The sequence below is a fragment of the Acidobacteriota bacterium genome, assembly GCA_018001935.1.
GTDB lineage: Bacteria > Acidobacteriota > JAAYUB01 > JAAYUB01 > JAAYUB01 > JAGNHB01.
Map to the genome: position 1 here is coordinate 1 of JAGNHB010000055.1, position 15,893 is coordinate 15,893.

13 protein-coding genes are annotated in these 15,893 nt (G+C 67.4%); 10 read left to right on the plus strand and 3 right to left on the minus strand.

The window, feature by feature from the left end; translation table 11 throughout:
• The first annotated feature begins 233 nt into the window (after nucleotides 1-233).
• A complete protein-coding gene (locus tag KA419_16910; GenBank protein MBP7867613.1) occupies nucleotides 234-770 on the plus strand; it encodes a hypothetical protein in 537 nt (178 codons plus the stop codon).
• On the opposite strand, the gene KA419_16915 is transcribed toward KA419_16910, so the two are convergent.
• Both KA419_16915 and hcp read right to left on the minus strand, forming a co-directional pair.
• A complete protein-coding gene (locus tag KA419_16915) occupies nucleotides 742-1,665 on the minus strand; it encodes an EamA family transporter (protein ID MBP7867614.1) in 924 nt (307 codons plus the stop codon). The genes KA419_16910 and KA419_16915 overlap by 29 nt on opposite strands.
• Nucleotides 1,666-2,064: 399 nt before the next feature.
• The gene (gene hcp / locus KA419_16920) at nucleotides 2,065-3,708 is read right to left on the minus strand and encodes a hydroxylamine reductase (GenBank protein MBP7867615.1); all 1,644 of its coding nucleotides are present in this window, start codon (nucleotides 3,706-3,708) and stop codon (nucleotides 2,065-2,067) included.
• Nucleotides 3,709-3,921: 213 nt separating this feature from the next.
• Between hcp and KA419_16925 the strand changes: the two genes are divergently transcribed.
• The 4 genes from KA419_16925 to KA419_16940 all read left to right on the plus strand — a co-directional run bounded on the left by KA419_16925 (nucleotide 3,922) and on the right by KA419_16940 (nucleotide 6,697).
• The gene (locus KA419_16925) at nucleotides 3,922-4,467 is read left to right on the plus strand and encodes a hypothetical protein (GenBank protein MBP7867616.1); all 546 of its coding nucleotides are present in this window, start codon (nucleotides 3,922-3,924) and stop codon (nucleotides 4,465-4,467) included.
• A gap of 72 nt (nucleotides 4,468-4,539) precedes the next feature.
• Nucleotides 4,540-4,923, plus strand: a complete 384-nt coding sequence (gene queD, locus KA419_16930) for a 6-carboxytetrahydropterin synthase QueD (GenBank protein ID MBP7867617.1) — start codon at nucleotides 4,540-4,542, stop codon at nucleotides 4,921-4,923.
• Nucleotides 4,910-5,599: a 7-cyano-7-deazaguanine synthase QueC gene (queC, locus tag KA419_16935; protein MBP7867618.1), complete on the plus strand. Its 690-nt coding sequence runs from the start codon at nucleotides 4,910-4,912 to the stop codon at nucleotides 5,597-5,599. The genes queD and queC overlap by 14 nt, the downstream gene beginning before the upstream one ends.
• 84 nt (nucleotides 5,600-5,683) lie before the next feature.
• Nucleotides 5,684-6,697: a tetratricopeptide repeat protein gene (locus KA419_16940; protein MBP7867619.1), complete on the plus strand. Its 1,014-nt coding sequence runs from the start codon at nucleotides 5,684-5,686 to the stop codon at nucleotides 6,695-6,697.
• Here KA419_16940 and KA419_16945 read toward each other — a convergent pair whose 3' ends face one another.
• Complete coding sequence (locus KA419_16945; protein ID MBP7867620.1) at nucleotides 6,698-7,381, minus strand: hypothetical protein; 684 nt, start codon at nucleotides 7,379-7,381, stop codon at nucleotides 6,698-6,700. It abuts the gene before it with no gap.
• 150 nt (nucleotides 7,382-7,531) lie between these two features.
• Here KA419_16945 and KA419_16950 point away from each other — a divergent pair, with 150 nt between their 5' ends.
• From KA419_16950 to KA419_16970, 5 genes are all read left to right on the plus strand, one after another.
• A complete protein-coding gene (locus KA419_16950; GenBank protein ID MBP7867621.1) occupies nucleotides 7,532-8,776 on the plus strand; it encodes an adenosine deaminase family protein in 1,245 nt (414 codons plus the stop codon).
• Nucleotides 8,777-8,820: 44 nt separating this feature from the next.
• Complete coding sequence (locus tag KA419_16955; protein ID MBP7867622.1) at nucleotides 8,821-12,978, plus strand: DUF3857 domain-containing protein; 4,158 nt, start codon at nucleotides 8,821-8,823, stop codon at nucleotides 12,976-12,978.
• A gap of 341 nt (nucleotides 12,979-13,319) precedes the next feature.
• Nucleotides 13,320-14,381: an N-acetylmuramoyl-L-alanine amidase gene (locus tag KA419_16960; GenBank protein ID MBP7867623.1), complete on the plus strand. Its 1,062-nt coding sequence runs from the start codon at nucleotides 13,320-13,322 to the stop codon at nucleotides 14,379-14,381.
• Nucleotides 14,378-15,403, plus strand: coding sequence for a rod shape-determining protein (locus tag KA419_16965; GenBank protein MBP7867624.1), 1,026 nt, complete (start codon nucleotides 14,378-14,380; stop codon nucleotides 15,401-15,403). The genes KA419_16960 and KA419_16965 overlap by 4 nt, the downstream gene beginning before the upstream one ends.
• Nucleotides 15,404-15,438: 35 nt before the next feature.
• Entirely contained in the window at nucleotides 15,439-15,858 is a 420-nt protein-coding gene (locus KA419_16970) for a hypothetical protein (protein ID MBP7867625.1), read from the plus strand.
• The last annotated feature ends 35 nt before the right edge of the window (nucleotides 15,859-15,893 follow it).

The following is a 15,893-nucleotide window of genomic DNA, read 5'->3' on the forward strand; positions in this document are numbered from 1 at the left end:
CGTTCCCTCCACCATTCTGGAATCCGACGCAGTCCGGCAAAGTCAAAAAACCCTTGAGCAATCAAGGGTTTTTTGACTTATAGGCGTTTCGCCATGGAAACCCTGCGCCGCATGGCAGGGGGCGCGTGCCTTCAGGGACCTCGCATGATATGATCCTCCCACCGCCGACTCCGATCGGAGATTCACGCGGAGAGAGACTCCGACCCGTCCGGCAGATTCACCTGGAGGAAGACATGAAACGCAGCATCGCTCTCGGTATCCTGGTTGCCCTCGGCCTTGTCCCCGCCCTCTGCGCGTCCACGCCGGAAACCAAGGCCGCCGTGATGGAGAAGATCAGGGACTTGACGGAAATCCTGCGTTCCGAGGCGGCCCGGACGCTCTTGAAGGACCCGGAGCTCAAGGCCGCCCTGGACGGCCTTCTCAAAACCGTGGACGACGCCCGGAGCCCGGTCACCCCGGAGGAGAGGGCGAACCTGCTGGCGTGCATCCGCGAGATGACCGACTTCTGGAAGACCGACGCCGTGAAGGACCTTTTCGTTGACGGCCAACCGGACCAGGGCCGGATGGAAAGCAAAATGGAAGAGATGGTCCGGAAATACTACAAGGACAAGAATGAATTCGAACGGATCGCCAAGCTCACCGAGAACCACCCGGAGATCCGGCAGGCCGGCGAGGGCCTCATTGAAGCCATGATGGAGAGCTTAAACAAATACGGCAAACTGCCGGAACCGCCCAAGGTGATTACGCCGACGCAGCCGGCGGGGGAGTAACGGAACCTCGTCGCCGGCCGTTCTTCAACTGCGACAGGGCCACGCCGGCGCTGACGACGAAGACCGCGACCCACTGTCGGCCCGTCAGGGGCTCCCCCAGGAATACCCAGGCCATCAGCGTGATCTGGGCCAGCATGGAACAGTTGATCATGCCGGCCTCGGACGCCTCGAGTCTCCGAAGTGCCCGGTTCCACAGGGTGAAGGCCAGCGCGGTGTTCACCACGGCCAACCAGAGGACGATGAGCCAGTCCGTGCCGGTCAGCGGCGGCAACCCCTGGACGGCCGTCCCCGCCCCCAGCAGCAGGGCGCTGCCGACGCCCATGCTGACCAGTGTCACCGTGAGCGGGTCGGCGAAGGCCTCACGGTTGATTTTCCTCCCGTACAGGGTGGAAAAGCTGTTGGCGGCCAACCCGACGATCATGACGACGGCGCCCGGCAGGTTCAGCCCCTTCAACGGGAAGGGCAGGAAGAACAGGCCGACCCCGGAGAGAAAGACCCCGATGCCGAGCCATTGGAGTCCGCAAGGGCGTTCCCCCAGGAGCGGGATGCCCGCCAGGGCCACCACGAGCGGCGTGAAATTCAGGAGGACCGAGACGCTGGCGGCGGGCAGGTAGTAGAGCCCCAGGAACTGGCTCCCCTGCGTGACGGCGAAGAAAATCACCCCGTAGAGTGCGAGGCGGGCGAGCTGCCCGCGCGTCAGGCGTCGAAGCGGCGCCAGCTTCCCGGCGAGGGCGGCGAAAGCAGCCAGGGCCATGAAGGCGAGGACGTAGCGGAGGCCGGCGAAGCTGAGGGCGGGGATGCGCTGGAGGCCCACCTTGATCAGCACCCACGACGTGGACCACAGCAGGGTCACGAAGAGGGCTTCCAGCACCGCGATGGATTTCCCGGCCGACACGTTCGCTCCTCGCGGCAGTGTATCACCGGACGGGCGAGACGGCATTCAGATTTCATCGTGGGAGAGAACGGGGTGTGCCAGCCGTGGCGAGCGCGATCCGGATGCCGCTTTCCGAGGCAAGGCGCAAACGGGGACAGGGGGGGGCTCCCGTGAAGGCGCGGGGTGCACGGGGGGGGTATTTCCAGGGCGGCGGGTTTGGGAAAAATGCGCCGCCCGGCAGGCGGCGCGTACGGTAGGCGCCTTCTGCCGGAAGGCGCCTGGAGAGCGCGAGTGGGAGGAAAATGCGCCGCCCGGCAGGCGGGGCGTACGGTGGGCGCCTTCTGCCGGAAGGCGCCTGGAGAATGCGAGGGAGGGAGAGAATGCGCCGCCCGGCAGGCGGCGCGTACGGGGCGCGGACTTCTAGCCGAGGATGGCCTTGAGGTCGGCCTCCACCGTGGTGATGGGGGCGATGTTGAACTTCTCCACCAGGACGTTGAGCACCGCCGGGGTGACGAAAGCGGGCAGGCTGGGGCCGAGGCGGATGTTCCGGATCCCGAGGTGCAGCAGCGTCAGCAGGATGCAGACCGCCTTCTGCTCGTACCAGGAGAGGACCAGGGACAGCGGCAGGCTGTTGACGTCGGTCTGGAAGGCGTTGGCCAGGGCCACGGCGATCTGGATGGCGGAGTAGGCGTCGTTGCACTGGCCGACGTCCAGCAGCCGCGGGATGCCCTCGATGTCGCCGAAGGCCAGCTTGTTGAAGCGGAACTTCCCGCAGGCCAGGGTCAGGATCACGCAGTCCTTCGGGACCGCCTGGGCGAAGTCGGTGTAGTAGTTGCGCCCGGACTTGGCCCCGTCGCAGCCGCCGATGAGGAAGAAGTGCCGGATGGCGCCCTTCTTCACCAGCTCGATGACCTTCCCCGCCGCACCCATGACGGCGTTGTGCCCGAAGCCCACCAGGATGGTGTCGTCGGGGCCGTCCTCGGCGAAGCCCCCGGCGGCCAGGGCGGCCTCGATCACCGGCGAGAAGTCGTCGCGGGTCACGTGGACCACGCCGGGCCAGGCCACCAGCCCCGTGGTGAAGATGCGGGCCTGGTAAGTCTCCTTCGGTTTCTGGATGCAGTTGGTGGTCATGAGGATGGCGCCCGGGAACGCGTCGAACTCGGCCCGCTGGTCCTGCCAGGCGCCGCCGTAGTTGCCCGCGAGGTGGGCGTACTTCTTCAGCCCCGGGTAACCGTGGCAGGGGAGCATCTCGCCGTGGGTGTAGACGTTGATCCCCTTCCCCTCCGTCTGCTTCAGGAGGGCGTCCAGGTCCTTCAGGTCGTGCCCGGACACCAGGATGGCCTTCCCCTTCTTCGGGTGGACCCGGACGGGCGTGGGCTCCGGGTGCCCGTAGGTCCCGGTGTTGGCGTCGTCCAGAAGCCCCATGACCCCGAGGTTGGCCTCCCCGCACTTCATGCACTGCCCGAAGAGGTTCCCCACCGTCATCTCGCCCTCCGCCAGGAACGCGAGGGCCTCGTGGAAGTAGGCGTAAGCCTCCTCCGACTCCCGGCCCAGGACCACGGCGTGGTCGGCGTAGGCGGCCATGCCCTTGAGGCCGTATATCAGAAGTTCCTGCAAGCCGGCCAGGTCGGCGCCGAGCGCGGCGCGCCGGGCTTCGATCCCCACCGCCTCGCCCTGGGCGACCAGGCCGTCCAGGTCAGCCGCCGGCTGCCAGTCCGCCGGTCCGCCCGGGGAATCGGGCTCGACCCCTCCGGCCCGGCAGGCCTCAGCGTAGAGGGTGCGGATGCGGTCCCGGACCGCCGCCGCCTCGCGGAGCCTCGCTTCCATGCGCAGGGGGTCGAAGTTGACGTTGGTGACGGTGGTGAAGAGCGCCTCCAGGGTGAAGCGGTTCACGGCGGGGTCGGAAACGCCCAGCTTCCGGGCCCGCACGGCGTACAGGGCCACCCCCTTCGCCGCGTGGACCAGCAGGTCCTGGAGCGCCGCGGTCCGGGGGTCTTTCCCGCAAACGCCCGCCACCGTGCAGCCGGTGCCCTTGGCGGTCTGCTCGCACTGGAAACAAAACATGCTCATGGCTCCTCCTGTATTGTTTGGTCTTTCATAAAATATCACAACCGGCCGGGGGGAAGTCACGCCCTTTTTCACCCGTCCCGTCATGCTCCCGATCCTAACGCATCGTGCCGGCCCGCGACTTGACTTGCGTCAAACTCCTTGATCTTTTCACGGGGGATCACTACAATTCGGTCTTCACGGGATCTCGCGGGACCGGAGGAACACGTCATGAAATGGAACCCGGGCTGGCTGCCCAAGTGGGAGTGGAACTGGAAAACCAAGTACGGCCTCTGTTTCGCCGGCATCCTGCTGGTCTTCGTCATCCTGGTCATGGTGAGCGACGAGCCCGCCCGTTTCCTCGGCATGAAGGAGAAACCGGCGCCGGCCCAACCCGCCGGCCTTCCCCCGAAGGAGACCGCGCCCACGTACTCCACGCCCATCCCCCACTACTCGATCCCGGCGGTCCGGGCGGTGCCGAACATCCGGAGCATCTTCAACGAGATCAACGTGGCCCAGGCGAAGCACCTCGAGGACGCCGGCCGTTACGGCACCCTCCAGGAACTCGTGAGCCGGCAGCTGCTGGATGAGCGCTTCGCCTCCCTGGTGGTCCACCTCAACGGCTACACCTTCAGCTGCACACCTTCGGGGGAGATGGAGTCCGCCACCTACGAGGTGGTCGCCGTCCCCGACGACTCCAGCTTCCCCACCTACCGGATGGGGCCGTCCGGCGACATTTTCGACACGAAGAACCGGCTCGTCAACGATCTGCCTTAAACGAACTGAAACCTTCGCGGACCGTTTGAATCCTGACCGTAGGGGGGCGGAGGCTCCCCGAGAGGTGATTGCATGTGGGAACTCAGCGTTCGGCTGGATTTTTCGGCGGCCCATCAGCTCCGGAACTACAAAGGCCGGTGCGAGCAGATGCACGGGCACAACTGGGTCGTGGAGATCCGGGTGCGGAGCCGGGCCCTGGACGGGTGCGGCCTGGCCATGGACTTCGGGGACATCCGCGGGGCGGCCCGGCGCGTCCTCGACACCCTGGACCACCGCCTCCTCAACGACCAGGGGCCCTTTCTCCAGGTCAACCCCTCGGCGGAGAACATCGCCGCGTACATCTACCGGGAGATGGCCCCGTCCATCCCCGCCCCCTGCGCGCTGCACGCCGTGACGGTCTACGAGACCCCCGAGATGTCCGCCACGTACCGGGAGGTGGGCCATGTCGACGACTGACGCCGGCGTCGTGATCGTCAGCGGGGGGATGGACAGCGCCGTGACGGCTTCCATCGCCGCCGGGGAGGTGAGCCGGCTCCACTTCCTGCACGTCAATTACGGGCAGCGGACCGAGCGGAAGGAACTGGCCTGCTTTGAAGCCCTGTGCGACCACTTCCGGGCGACGGGCCGCCTGGTGGCCGATCTCCGCCAACTGGCCGCCATCGGGGGCTCCTCGCTCACCGACCCGGGGATCCCCGTGGAAGCCGCCGACCTCGACCGGAAGACCTTCCCCAGTTCCTACGTCCCCTTCCGGAACGCGCACCTTCTCGCCGCGGCCGTGAGCTGGGCCGAGGTCCTCGGGGCGTCTTCCGTGTACATCGGCGCCATCGCCGTGGACGGCTCCGGCTACCCGGACTGCCGCCCGGAATTCTACGCGGCTTTCCAGCGAGTCATCGACACGGGGACCGGCATCGGGCCGGCCCTGAGGATCCGCACGCCCGTGATCGGCATGACGAAGGCGGAGGTGGTCCGGACGGGCCTGCGACTCGGCACCCCCTTTCACCTCACCTGGTCCTGCTACCAGGCCGAGGACGCCGCGTGCGGCGCGTGCGACAGCTGCGCCCTCCGGCTCCGGGGGTTCCGGGAGGCGGGCGCGGAGGACCCGATCGCGTACAAAAAGAAGATAGGAACCTGAAGTTCTTTCTGATATAATTTGCGATTCCAACGCGGTCCGGGGCGACCGTCCCGTTTCGCCCCGGGCATCATCCAAGGAGGACCCATGAGATTCGCACGATTGCTGATCACCGTGTCCGCTTTGACGGTCCTGGCCCTGGCGATTTTCACCTTCTCCGGCCAGGGGGCGTCCACCATGCTGGTCCGGGGCAAAGTGTTCGACGCGGCCACCAAGGCGCCCATCGTGGGGGCCGAGATCACGTTCAAGGACATCGACCAGGGCAAGATCATCAAGATCAAGACCGACAAGAACGGCCAGTACATGCAGCGGCTCCAGTGGGGCAACTACAAGGCGTTCGTCAAGGTCGAGGGCTACCAGCCCCGGGAGGAGCCCCGGGTGGCGAAGCCCGAGGGCACCGACGAAACCAACCTCGACTTCGAGCTGTACTCCGGCACCGGCTACATCGCCTCGGAGCTGACCAAGGAAGAGCGCGAGAAGCTGATGCGCGAGGAAGAGGAGCGAAAGAAGAAGGAAAAGCTCACGGCGGAACTGAAGGCTTTCTTCGACGAGGCCATGACCCTCAAGCAGAACAAGGACTACAATGGCGCCGTCGACAAGCTGAACCAGGCCCTGGCCCTCGAGCCCGCCCAGCCGGTGGTGCTGGGCCAGATCGCCAACTGCTACGACCTGGCCGGCGATACCGACAAGGCGATCGACGCCTACAAGAAGGCCATCGAGGCCTCCCCCAAGGACGGCGCGCTCCGCACCAACCTGGGCACGCTCTACCACAAGAAAGGGATGGTGGACGAGGCCCAGAAGGTTTTCCTGGAAGCCGTGGCGGTGGACCCGCTCCGGGCCGATGTCAACAACTACAACGTGGGCGTCCTGATGCTCAACAGCAACAAGATGGACGAAGCCCTCGACGCCTTCAGCAAGTGCATCGAGGCCAACCCCAAGTACGCGGCCGCCTACTACCAGAAATCCATGTGCCTGCTCAACAAGGGGGACGCCAAGGGCTCCCTCGAGATGCTGGAAACCTACCTGAAGATGGAACCTGCCGGCCCCTTTTCCCAGAGCGCCAAGGACCTGCTTCCCGAAGTCAAGAAGATGGTGAACTGATCAGTCGGCGAAGATGTCGGCTGCCATCCGGCAGCCGACATCCGCCAGGTTCTCCAGGGCGGAAATCAGGGCGTACTGAACGTAGAGGTTCTTGTCCCTGAAAAGGGTGAGCATTTTCTCGAAGACGGGGGCGGGCAGCTCGTTCGGACGATGCCAGAAGGCGTTCGAGAGGTTGGTGAGGGTGTTGGCCCGCACCAGGAAGTCCTCGTGGTCCAGAAAGCCCACCAGGATGTCCACGGCGGCTTCCCCGCCCTGCAGGGCGATGGAGCCGAGAGCGTCCAGGATGATGACCCGCCGCTTCCGGAGGAACCGGTCCCCCTTCAGGTGACGGTTGAACAAGTCGAGCAGCCGCCCGCTGGCGGAATCGTCGCCGATCTCGCCGATGGCCTCGATGATGGCGGTCTGGAGCCGGAGGCTGCCGGCCCACTGGAAGGTTTCCGCCCGGTCGAGCTTGCCGAACAGGTGGGGAAGCCCCCCCGGGTCGCACAGGGCGGCCATGGTGCAGGCGGCCAGCTCCTCGCGGTCCCGGTCGCCGGAAAACAGGAGTTCGGCCACCACGGGGAGGAGGCCCTTGTCCTTGCAGACACAGAGGCGGGGGAGAATGTCGTAGACGTCCCTGACGGGGGCCGAACGGAGGGCATCGGCACAGTTTTCGAAAACACCCGATCCATCGTGATGACTCATGCTTGCCTTTCCCTCATCCGGCAGCCGTCCCCTCGACGGTTAAAGCCTAATATTAGAGACGTTCCGCCACCTTGTCAAGGGTAATAATTCAGTTTGCTTCGCCGCGGAAATCATGTAAACTGCGCCAAATGCCTCAAAGGAGGGCCGCCCATGCGCCTCACCCCCGACATGATCCGAAGGCTTCCGAAGTGCGATCTCCACCTCCACCTGGACGGTTCCCTGCGGATCGACTCCCTGATCGAGATGGCCCGGAAGGAAAACGTGAAACTCCCCTCCTACACCGCCGACGGGCTCCGGGAAACGGTCTTCCGCGAGTCCTACGCCGACCTCACCGAGTATCTCCAGGGTTTCCAGTACACCGTCGCCGTCCTCCAGAACGCGGAGAACCTCGAGCGCGCCGCGTACGAACTGATGGAGGACAACCTGAAGGAGGGCTGCCGGTACATCGAGGTCCGTTTCGCCCCGCAGCTTCACGTGCACGACGACCTCTCGTGGGAGGACATCCTCGGCGCCGTGGACCGCGGCCTCCGCCGGGCCCGTGACCAGTTCAACACCGGCACGGAAGGCGTCCGCGCCGGCATCGAGCCGCCGTGCGAATACGGCATCATCGTCTGCGCCATGCGCAAGTTCGAGCCCTTTTACTCCGCCTACTACCAGCGCCTGTTCGACGTGTTCCGGTTCGCGACCCCCAAGGAGATCTTCCGGCACGCTTCCCTGGAGCTGGCCCGGGCCGTGGTGAGCATCCGGGACCGGCTGGGCCTGCCCATCGTGGGGTTCGACCTGGCGGGCGACGAGAGCGGCTGGCCGGCAATCGACCACCGGGAGGCCTTCCAGTTCGTTCACAAGAACTTCATGAAAAAGACGGTGCACGCCGGCGAGGCCTTCGGCCCCCAGAGCATCTTCCAGGCCATCACCGAACTCTACGCCGACCGCATCGGGCACGGCAGCCACCTCTACCACTTCGAGATGATCCCCAACGGCACGGAAGCGGACCGGGCCGAGTACGTCGAACGCCTCGGCCAGTTCATCGCGGACGGTCGGGTCACCATCGAGGTCTGCCTCTCGAGCAACCTCCAGACCGACCCCGGCCTGGGAGACCTCTCCCGCCACCCCTTCGGCGAGATGAAACGCCGCAGACTCAGCTACACCCTGGGCACGGACAACCGCCTGGTCTCCAGCACCGACACCTGCCGGGAGCTGACCCTGGCCCTCCGCCACTTCGAGTTCACCCGGGCAGACCTGCGGAACATGCTCATCTACGGCTTCAAGCGCAGCTTCTACCCCGGGCCCTACACCGAGAAGCGGCAGTACGTCCGGAAGGTGATCAACTACTACGAGCACCTCGAGCGGACCTGTTTCCCCCCCTCGGGCGACGACCCGGTCGTGACGGCCTGAGACGGTCGTCCGGCCCCGGGCCGACACCGTACCGAGCAACACCCGTGATCGGCCTTCGCCGTACCCCTGCAACCCGGGCCCGCCGGCGCCCCGCCCCCCCTTTCCTCCTCGCGGCGATCCTGGCGGCCCTGGCGCCCTGCTGCCCGGCGGCGGACGACGCCCGGCCGTGGGAGATGGCCTTTTTCCAGGCAACGCCCGACAAACTGGCCGAGGCGGCCCGCCGCCTCCCTTCCGGGGACGGCGCCGGTGTCCAGATCCTTCTGCACGAGATGATCTACCGGGTCGACCACCGGAACCGCGTCGAGCAGACCACCCGGTGGGTCTACCGCATCCTCGACCGCGAAGGCGTGGAGGGGTGGTCGGACCTCGAGGCGGACTGGTCCCCCTGGTACCAGGAACGCCCCCGGGTCCGGGCAAGGATCTCCAATCCGGACGGCAAGGTTCACCTCCTCCAGCCGAGGGACGTCCTGGAGACGTCCCCCCCCGACGACGAGGAGAAGACCTACTCCGACGACCGGGTCCTCAGCGCGCCGCTTCCCGGGGTCACCGTCGGGTCCGTGGTGGAGGAGGAGATCGTCGGCTGCGACCACCAGCCCTACTCCCCGGAGGGGGCCTTCGAGGGGATCCAGGTGACGCCGGGATACCTCTACGGGCGGCTGCGCATCGTGGTGGACCTCCCCGAGGACCTTCCCTTCGCCTTTCGGATCTGCCTCCTCCCCCCGGTGCAGGAGCGTCGGCAGACTGCCGGGGGCCGGGTCCGGCGGACCTGGGAGTGGGACAACCTCGACCCCCTCGGCGAGACCGAGACCGGTCTTCCGCCCGACATCCCCCGGAAGCCCTCCTTCTCCTTCTCCACCTGCCCGTCGTGGAGAGGGGTCGCCTCGGCCTACGACGCCCTGACGCGAGACCTGCTGGCGTCGGAGGCATTCGCCGCCATCCGGAAGGAGGTCGGCGAACTGGACCCGTCGGCCCCCGAGGCGGCCGTTCGCCGGGTCGTCGACTGGGTGAACGGGAAAGTCCGCTACACCGGGCTCGAGCTGGGCGAGCGGTCCATCGTCCCGGCGGGGCCCGCGGAGGTCCTCCGCCGCGGTTTCGGCGACTGCAAGGACAAGTCCGTCCTGGCGGTGGGAATCCTGCGCCGGGCGGGGGTCCCGGCGCGGCTGGCCCTGCTCCGGACCGGGCCCGGCGAAGACATCGACCCGTCGCTCCCCGGCCTGGCGAACTTCGACCACGTCATCCTGGTGGTCCCCGGTCCCCGGCCCGTGTGGGCCGACCCGACCGAAGTCATCCCGCGGGGGGGGACCCTCCCGCGACCCGACCAGGGACGGTGGGCGCTGGTGGTGGCCCCGGAGACGGAAGCCCTCGAGCGGACCCCGCAGACCCGGTCTTCGGACAACGCGGTCCAGGAAACCCGTGACGTCGTCCTGGCCGACTCCGGGCCCGGTTCCGTCGAGGAGGCGTCGTCCTTTTCCGGGGACGCGGAGGAGGTCGCCCGGGAATCCTGGGAAGACGTGACGGACACCGGGATGGCCGCGTCCCTGTCGGACTACCTGGCGTCGGAGTACCGGGGGGGAATGTTCGTCGAGGGTCACGTCTCGGGGGCGGCAACCCCCGCCGAACCGCTGAGGGTCCGTTTCCGGCTCGACCGCTTCGGGCGTTCCCTCACCGATGACGACACGGCTTCCCTGGCACTCCTGCAGGGGTCGGCCCTGTCCTGGCTGCCGGACGAACTCACCGCCGCCACCCCGGAATCGCGGCGAAACCGGTACCGCGTTTCCGTCCCCCACGTGTTCCACCTCGAATACCGGATCCGACCGCCCGCCGGCTTCGTGCTGCGCACCCTCCCCGACGACGAGACCCGGTCCTTCGGCACCATGCGTCTCGAGCGGCGTTTCGAGCCCCTGGCGGACGGCCGACTCCGGGTCACCCACCGGTTCGACTCCGGCAAGGCCGAACTCACCCCGGCGGAGTTCAACGAGACCCGTGCCGCCCTGCGGAAGTGGCTCGATGCCCCACCGCTCGTCCTCCATTTCGACCACCTCGGGAAGAAAGCCTTTCTCGAAGGGAACAGCGCCGCCGCCATCGCCGCCTACCGCCGGATGGCGGAAACCGAAGCCGGAAAGGCGATCCACCGGCTACGGCTGGCCCGGGCGCTCCTCCGGGTCGGGTTCGGGGACGCGGCCCGGGACGCCGCCCTCGAAGCCACCCGTCTCGACCCGGCGAGCGCCCCGGCCTTCTCGACCCTCGCCTGGGCCCTCCAGCACGACTTCATGGCCCGGCGGTTCGCGGAGGGCTGGGACCGCGACGGGGCCATCCGGGCTTACGAGAAGGCCATCGCCCTGCCCTCCGACGACACCGGGCAGGACCTCCTCGATCTCGCCGCCGTCCTGGAGCACGACGCCCGGGGCCGGCCCTATGCCGCGCCGGCAGCCGACCTGGAACGGGCGGCGAACTGCTACCGCCACCTCCCCCCCGACCGGCTGGACGACACGGCCCGTGGCGGTCTCGCCCTCGTCCTGGCCCACCTGGGGCGTTTCCCCGAGCTTCGGGAACTGGCCGGAACCATGGAGGGCGCGGAGGCCCGGGACCGGCTCCGCCTCCTGGCCGCAGCCGCCGAGGAAGGACCGGAAGCCGCCGTCCGCGAGGCGGCGGGGATCCACCCGGAAGCGAGCCGGCGGGCAGCGCTGGACTTCGCCTCCGGGACCCTCCTGCAACTCCGGCTCTATCCCGCCGCCGCCCGCCTGGCCCGGGAGGCCGCGCGCGGGGCGGACGATTTTCTCGCCCGGGAGGCCATGGCGGACCAGATCGCCCGCCTGGTGCGCTCCGGGTTTCCGACGGACGCCCCCCGTTCCCCGTCCGACGCCGCCCGCCGCTACCTGGCGGCGCTCCCGTCCCTCGCCGACACCGGCGACTCCCTTCTGCGGCCCCTGCTCACCCCCGGTTTCCTCACCGACCTCACCGACCGGGACGCCCCGGATCGCGAAGCCCCCCCCTGGGCCGACGCGACCCTGGCCGGGACGGGGGTCTGCCGCGAGGTGTACACCGACATCTGCCTGTCTCAGCCCGATTTCCGGGTCGACGGGAACGACGCGTGCGGCTACATCGTGGAGATCGGCCCCGACGCCCGGTTCCCCTCGACGGTCTGCTGCTACGTCGTCCGGCAGGGGGGACGATTCGCCATCCTGGGCGATTCCGATCACCCGGCGGGGATCGGGTTCCACGTCCTCGACCTCCTCGAGGCGAAGCGCTTCGAAGCGGCCCGGTTCTGGCTGGATCACCATGCCAGGAGCCACCCCGGGAACCCCTTTCCGGCCCGGCCGCTCAGCCCGTCTCCCTTTCACGTCTTCTGGGACGGCGACCACCCGGAGGACGTCTTCCGGATGCGGATGGCCGCAGCCCTGATCGTGCAGAGCGGGAAACGGCTGGGGGAGGCCATCGGGATCCTGGAGGAGGGGAGGGCGGGCTGCACGAACGAGATTCAGCGGGCCGCCATCGATTCGGCACTGGCGACCCTCCACGCCAAAATCCCCGACCTTCCCGCGATGCTGCGCGTCTCCGAACGCCTGGTGCAACGCTATCCCGACGCGGAGTTCGCGGTCCTGGCGCGGGTGACGGCCCTCCGCTTCGCGAAGCGGCCGAAGGAGGCCGAGACGCTGCTGGGCGAAGCCACGCGGCGAAACCCCTCCGCGAGGCTCTATCGCCGGCTCCGCTTCCAGGTTCTCGCCGACCAGGAGCGTTTCGACGCGGCGGCTTCCGCGTTCGACGCCCTCCAGGCCGCCGGGGAAGCGGACGCCGGGACCCTGAACACCCGCGCGTGGATGGCCTGCTTCCAGGGCCGCGTGACGGAGCGCGACCTGGAGATCGCCCGGCAGGCGGTGTCGGCGTGGAACCGGCAGGGCGCCATCGCCCCCCTGCACACCCTCGCCGCGCTCTACGCGGAGACGGGGAGGGGCGAGGAGGCGATGAAAGTCCTCGGGCAGGTCTTCACGGCCCGCCAGTGCACCCGGCCGTCCCCGCCGGACTGGTACGTCATCGGCCGCCTCGCCGAGCACTACGGTCTCGGCCCGGCCGCCCGAGACGCCTACACCCGGGCCCTGGAACCCCCGGCGGGGCCCTGGCACCCCCTGTCCTGCTCCGAGCTGGCCCGGCGCCACCTTCGCAACCTGGGGAAAGACTCCAAAGGGAACACCGCGGTCCCCTGACCCCCCCCTGGCCCAGATCATCCGGACTAGGCCGAAACGAAAGAGCTTGCGTTCTCAACCGCTCGCGAAGACGCAAAGCCGCCAGGCCTCGCCGCGTCGGAAGCGGAAAAGGAACCACGGATGAACACGGATGAACACGGATGAACACGGATGAACACGGATCCACACGGATACACCCGAGAAAATCAACCCCGAACCCCACCCACCACACGAACGGGATGGATCGGGACAATGTGGCGGAAGGCGCCCGCCCCCCCTCTCCTGAATTCAGGATTGGCCCCTCCCCGAATTCGTGTATAATATTTTTGCCGTCATTGTGATCCGACCGGAGGCGGACCGTCATGCTCCCCGGAAACGGTGCCCGAAAGCGCACCAAGATCCTCAGAGGCGTCCTGGACCAGAATCGCCAGATTCTCGGGCTGGACCCTGTCCCGAGGCGCAACCGGAGCCGGGTCTGGATCGTGTCGGGCGCCGGCTGCGCCCTCTTCGCGGGGATGTTCCTGCTGCTCCATTCCTCCGTCAACAGCCCATCCGCCGCCCCGGCCCCGGCGGTTTCCGCACACTTCCCCGGGCCTCCCGCCCCTCCCCCGGGCCCTCCCTCCGTCACCGCCAACCAGCCGCCGGTCCCCTCGTCCCCGGGCTCGTTCACCGTGGCGCTCTCCCCTTCCGACTACCTGGCCCTGGCCATGACCCGGGCGCTTCCCGTCCGGCGCGTCCTCGGCCTGGGGGTGAAGACCATCATGATCGACGCGGGGCACGGGGGGAAGGCAACGGGGACCACCGGCCGGGAGGGGACCCACGAGAAGGATATCACCCTCGACATCGCCCGGAGGCTCCAACAGCGTCTGGACAGCGACACGCGCTACCGCATCCTCGTCACGCGCGACACGGACCGGGACTGCTCCCTCCGGGAGCGGGTCGAGTTGGCCAACGCCCAGAAGGCCGACCTCTTTATCTCCATCCACGTCAACTCGCTTCCCCAGCACTCGGTGAACATCGTCGAAACCTACTTCTTCGGACCCACCACCGACCGGGACACCCTCCGGCTCGCCGCGGCTGAAAACCAGGATTCCGATTACGCCATCAGCGACTTCGACGCGGTCGTCGGCCGGATCGCCAACCGGTTGAAGTTCGAGGAGTCGAGCCGGATGGCACACGTCGTCCACCAGTCGATCTTCAGCGGGATGGGGGCCCAGAACCCCTCCCTGCGGGACTGCGGGGTCAAGCGGGCCCCCTTCGTGATCCTGCTGGGCGTGGACATGCCGGGGATCCTGGTGGAGGTCTCGTGCATGAGCAACCGCGAGGAGGAACGCAAGCTCCGCGACCCCGGGTACCGGGAACGCATCGCCGGCTTCATCGAGCAGGGCATCATCAATTACCTCAATCAAAGGAGCGGATCATGAAAGAAAAGACCGGAAGGAAAGTGCTCTTCATCGGCATCGACCTCGGCACCTCGCGCAGCGCCGTTTCGGCCGGCAACGGGACCCGGGCCTGGACGGAGAGCTACGTGGGATGGCCCAAGGACTTCATCTCGGCGAAGGTCCTGGGCAAGAAGGTGCTGTTCGGTGCGGATGCCCTGGAGCACCGCCTCTCCCTCGACCTCTACCGCCCGCTGGAACGGGGCGTGATCAAGGAGGGGCTCGAGCGGAACGAGGAGGCCGTCCGGGAACTGATCCGCTACCTGGTGGAGATGACCAAGCCCGAGGAAGGGCATTACATCCAGGCCATCGTCGGCGTTCCGGCCGACACCCTCAAAACCAACAAACTGGCCATCCGGAAGGCGGTCCAGGAGTACGTGCACGCCCTGATGGTGGTCTCCGAGCCCTTCGCCGTGGCCTACAGCCTCGACCTGCTGGACAACGCCATGGTCATCGACATCGGCGCCGGGACGGTGGACTTCTGCATCATGCACGGGTCCATCCCCGGCGAGGGCGACCAGAAGACCATCCTGACCGCCGGCGACTACGTCGACGAGCAGCTCTTCGGCTACCTCCAGGAGAAGTTCCCCCGCTCCACCTTCACCCTGAACATGGTGCGGCAGTTCAAGGAGCAGTACGGCTTCGTCGGCAAGCCCGAGGGGCGGGTCGAGGTGGACCTGCCCGTGGACGGCAAGCCGGTGAAGCACGACATCACCGAGGAACTGCGGCGGGCCTGCGAGAGCATCATGCCGGCCATCATCGACACGGCCTACCAGATGATCGCCCGCTTCGACGCGGAGTTTCAGAACCGGGTCAAGAACAACATCGTGGTGGCCGGCGGGATGAGCCAGATCCGCGGCATCGCCCCCTGCATCGCCGAGGGGCTCAAGGAACTCGGCAAGTGCAAGGTGACCACCGTCGCCGAGCCGCTTTTCGCCGGCGCCGACGGCGGCCTCCAACTGGCCCAGGACATGCCCGATCACTACTGGGAGCGGCTTCACGCCTGACGAGGCCTGCAGCCCCCCTCGAGAAGGAGGACGCCATGCGATTCACCCTGATTCTCCTGGCCCTGGCCGTCGTCACCCTGGGTGCCGCCGGCCAGGACATCGTCAAGAAATGCAAGGGCGGGGCCGTTCCGCCCCCCGCCAGGGAGTACGTCACCGTCAAACCCGACGAGGGACTGAGCGATCACAAGGACCAGGTCGTGAAAGTGGAGGGGCGGATCTCGCAGATCCCGTGGCAGCACCTGATCCACCACCCGGAAGGGTACAGCCAGTTTTACTATTTCGACTACGGGAAAGGCCTGCAGACCGTCATCTACGCAAAGACCCCCATCGAGTGCGGCGGGACGCTCACCCTCTGGGGGACCGTCCTGACCGTGGGGGGCCAGTCCAAGCGTCCGGACCGGAAGGAGACGGGGGTGGAATACCAGCTGCAGGTCGACAAGTGGGAGTGCAAGTAAGACGGCCATCGCCTTCGGCGAAGGCCGTCTTACCT